Origin of the sequence: Bradyrhizobium sp. (assembly GCF_016462955.1) — a bacterium.
Taxonomy (GTDB): domain Bacteria; phylum Pseudomonadota; class Alphaproteobacteria; order Rhizobiales; family Xanthobacteraceae; genus Bradyrhizobium.
Genome location: NZ_JAEMSD010000639.1, coordinates 1 through 3,335, shown reverse-complemented (window position 1 = coordinate 3,335; position 3,335 = coordinate 1). Strand labels below are relative to the sequence as shown.

The 3,335-nt window shown below is 65.8% G+C and carries 5 protein-coding genes; all 5 read left to right on the top strand.

The features are described 5' to 3' along the window. A partial coding sequence (rpsP, locus tag JHD07_RS36005) for a 30S ribosomal protein S16 (protein ID WP_291630830.1) occupies positions 1 to 239 on the top strand: 239 nt, incomplete at its 5' end. A 9-nt stretch (positions 240 to 248) separates the two neighbouring features. Further along, on the top strand, positions 249 to 800 hold the full coding sequence (gene rimM / locus JHD07_RS36000; protein WP_291630828.1) for a ribosome maturation factor RimM: 552 nt from the start codon (positions 249 to 251) through the stop codon (positions 798 to 800). Positions 801 to 918: 118 nt separating this feature from the next. Continuing rightward, positions 919 to 1,674, top strand: coding sequence for a tRNA (guanosine(37)-N1)-methyltransferase TrmD (trmD, locus tag JHD07_RS35995; protein WP_291630826.1), 756 nt, complete (start codon positions 919 to 921; stop codon positions 1,672 to 1,674). 109 nt (positions 1,675 to 1,783) lie between these two features. Beyond that, positions 1,784 to 2,167 (top strand): 50S ribosomal protein L19, encoded by a 384-nt coding sequence (gene rplS / locus JHD07_RS35990; RefSeq protein ID WP_024338835.1) that lies wholly within the window; start codon positions 1,784 to 1,786, stop codon positions 2,165 to 2,167. Between the two features lie 467 nt (positions 2,168 to 2,634). Beyond that, the coding region (locus tag JHD07_RS35985) for an aconitase family protein (RefSeq protein ID WP_291630823.1) at positions 2,635 to 3,335 on the top strand (701 nt) is incomplete at its 3' end.

The window sequence follows — 3,335 nt, the reverse complement described above, 5'->3', positions numbered from 1 at the left end:
GCGTCATCGAGCGTCTCGGCCATTTCAACCCGCTGCTGCCCAAGGACAACGAGACCCGCCTCAAGCTCGACATGGAGAAGGTGAAGGCCTGGCTCGCCAAGGGTGCGCAGCCGTCCGACCGCGTGGCGCGTTTCCTCGACGCCGCCGGCGTCAAGAAGCGCGAAGCGCGCAACAACCCGGAGAAGGCCGTGCCGCGCAAGGAGCGCAAGGCGCAGGCCGAAGCCGCGGCCAAGAGCTAAGGCCAGATCATGTCGGCGCTGGTCTGCGTCGCGCGGATCGGCGCCGCGCATGGCGTGCGCGGTGCGGTCAAGCTGTGGACCTTCACCGAGGATCCCTTTGCTGTGCGACACTACGGCCCGCTGCTGTCCAAGGACGGCAAGCGCCAGTTCGAGATCGCACAGGTGCGCGAGGCCAAAGACCATCTGGTCGCGACGTTCAAGGGCGTCGCGACCCGCGATGAGGCCGAGCGCCTCAACGGCATTGAGCTGTACGTCCCGCGCGACAAGCTGCCCGCGACCGACGAGGACGAATATTACCACACCGACCTGATCGGCCTCGCCGCCGTCACCACGGATGGCGATGCGCTCGGCCGCGTGCTCGCGATCCATAATTTCGGCGCCGGCGACATCATCGAGATCGCGCCGCTCAAAGGACCAACACTGCTGCTGCCGTTCTCGAATGCCGTGGTGCCGGAGGTCGATCTTGCCGGGGGCCGCGTCGTGATTGCGCTGCCGCAGGAGGTCGAGGGTGAGGACAGCAATCCCTCCACGAGTCGTCCCCGCGAAGGCGGGGACCCATAACCACAGGGCGAGGTTTTTGGCTAAGCTGATGGCTCCAGCTATAGCAAAACTGGCTGCGGTGGTTATGGATCCCGGGCTCGCGCTTCGCGCGCCCCGGGACGACGAGAACTGAGATCGAATGACCAACCCCTCACCCTGGCGCGCGACGGTGCTGACGCTGTTTCCGGAGATGTTTCCGGGGCCGCTCGGCGTGAGCCTCGCCGGCCGGGCGCTCGCATCCGGAATCTGGGAGATCGTGGCGCGGGATATCAGGGCCTCCGCGACCGACCGCCATCGCAGCGTCGACGACACCCCGGCCGGCGGCGGCCCCGGCATGGTGCTGCGGGCGGACGTTCTGGCCGCGGCGATCGATGCTGCCGAGATCGGGCAAGACCCGTCAAAAGCGCGGCCACGCCTGCTGATGAGCCCGCGCGGTCGGCCATTGACCCAGGCCCGTGTCGTCGAGCTCGCTCAGGGCCCCGGCCCGCTGATCGTCTGCGGGCGGTTCGAGGGGATCGACCAGCGGGTGATCGACGGACGGGGCCTGGAGGAGGTCTCGATCGGCGATTACGTGCTCTCCGGGGGCGAAATCGCAGCTTTGGCCCTGATTGACGCCTGCGTCCGGCTGCTGCCGGGGGTGATGGGCAAGGAAGCCTCGGGAACCGAGGAAAGCTTCTCCGAAGGCCTGCTCGAATACCCCCAATACACCCGCCCGCAGCTGTTCGAGGGCGTTCCGATCCCTGCCGTCCTAACCTCCGGCGACCACGCCAAGGTCGCGAGCTGGCGGCGGGCCCAATCCGAAGCCCTGACGGCGGCCCGGCGGCCGGATCTGTGGGAAAAAGCCGCGAATCGCGGGAGCGGCCAAAAAACGCCAAAAAACAAGACAGACGGGTGACAAACGCTCCGGCTTGCCTTATAGGAGCGGCCACATCCGCAATGGCTGGATCAACGAATTTCACGCAGCCCCCGTTTCGAAGGCTGGGCGCGCCGATGGAGATTTACCCATGAACCTGATCAAGCAGCTCGAGCAAGAGCAGTTCGACAAGCTGTCCGCCGGTAAGACCATTCCGGAATTCGGACCCGGTGACACCGTGATCGTCAACGTGAAGGTGGTCGAAGGCGACCGTACCCGTGTGCAGGCCTATGAGGGCGTCTGCATCGGCCGTTCCGGCGGCGGCCTCAACGAGAGCTTCACCGTCCGCAAGATCTCCTATGGCGAAGGCGTCGAGCGCGTGTTCCCGGTGATGTCGCCGATGATCGACTCGATCAAGGTGGTGCGCCGCGGCAAGGTGCGTCGCGCCAAGCTCTATTACCTCCGCAATCTCCGCGGCAAGTCGGCCCGCATCGTCGAGAAGACTGAGCACGCCAAGGCCGCCGTCAACGAGTAAGCTCCGCTTACAGGCAAGTTTCGAGGAGCGCGGGGCAAAACCCCGCGCTTTTTTATTTTGGCTGTGCGGCGCGCACGGAGGCGGTCCCTCACCCTGAGGAGCGCGGAACGCGCGTCTCGAAGGGCGAGGCCACCGGCCGGGCCTGCATCCTTCGAGACGCGCGCAAGGGCGCGCTCCTCAGGATGAGGGTCATGCACGGTGCGCGTGCCGCGCATTTGAAAGCTCTCGCGCTTCCAATTCGGCCTGCTATATATCTCTGGAATGTTTCCAGATCTGACCAGACCCTCGTCCGTCAAGCGCATCGTCATCGACGATCGCTCGCGGCTGCCTGGGCGGTTCTTCGGGCGCTTCGCGACCTCGGCAACCTCAGAGCTTACGCGCGCAGCCTGAAAGGCTGCGCTGACGATCTGTTGCCCGCGCGGCATGCCGCGCTCATCGCTGACACACATTCTTCGGAGCTGACGCTCATGTCCAAGCCGACCACCCTGTATGACAAGATCTGGAACGACCATCTGGTGCACGAAGCCGAGGACGGCACCTGCCTGCTCTACATCGACCGCCATCTGGTGCACGAGGTGACCTCGCCACAGGCGTTCGAAGGCCTGCGCGCCACGGGACGCAAGGTGCATGCGCCGGAGAAGACGCTCGCCGTCGTCGACCACAACGTGCCGACCACCGACCGCAGCAAGCCGAACCCCGACCCCGAGAGCATCGAGCAGATCAAGGCGCTGGCCGAGAACGCCAAGGAGTTCGGCGTCGAATATTACAACGAGTTCGACAAGCGCCAGGGCATCGTCCACGTCATCGGCCCCGAGCAGGGATTTACGCTGCCCGGCACCACCATCGTCTGCGGCGACAGCCACACCTCGACGCATGGCGCGTTCGGCGCGCTCGCGCACGGCATCGGCACCAGCGAGGTCGAGCACGTGCTGGCGACGCAGACGCTGATCCAGAAGAAGGCCAAGAACATGCGCGTCACCGTCGACGGCAAATTGCCTGACGGCGTGACCGGCAAGGACATCATCCTGGCCATCATCGGCGAGATCGGCACCGCCGGCGGCACCGGCTACGTGCTGGAATACGCCGGCGACGCGATCCGCGCGCTCTCGATGGAAGGCCGCATGACGGTCTGCAACATGTCGATCGAAGGCGGCGCGCGCGCCGGCCT